Raw genomic sequence first — 235 nt, 5'->3', positions numbered from 1 at the left:
GTGCCGGCACCGCCGCGCACCAGGCCGACGCCGGCCCACAGGTTCGGGCTGATCTCGAGCTGGTCGCGCCGGCCGCCATGCAGCTGCGCCATCCGCTGCTGGCCGACCGAATCCATCCGCGAGAAGATCTTTTGCGCGGTAGCGATGGTGTCGTCGGTGACGTACTGGATCAGCTCGTCGGCCGCCTTCCACGCCTCGGCATTGGTCTCGCGCACGATCACGTGCAGGCGGATGA

The 235-nt window shown here is 68.5% G+C and carries 1 pseudogene; it reads right to left on the bottom strand.

From position 1 onward, the window contains the following. Nucleotides 1-235: pseudogene (locus ACUYLD_RS25805) on the bottom strand (alkanesulfonate monooxygenase); the annotation flags it as partial.

It is taken from the genome of Paenibacillus sp. SER-28 (genome assembly GCF_052906305.1).
The sequence above is the reverse complement of the archived record's forward strand: the minus strand, read 5'-3'. Positions and strand labels throughout refer to the sequence as shown.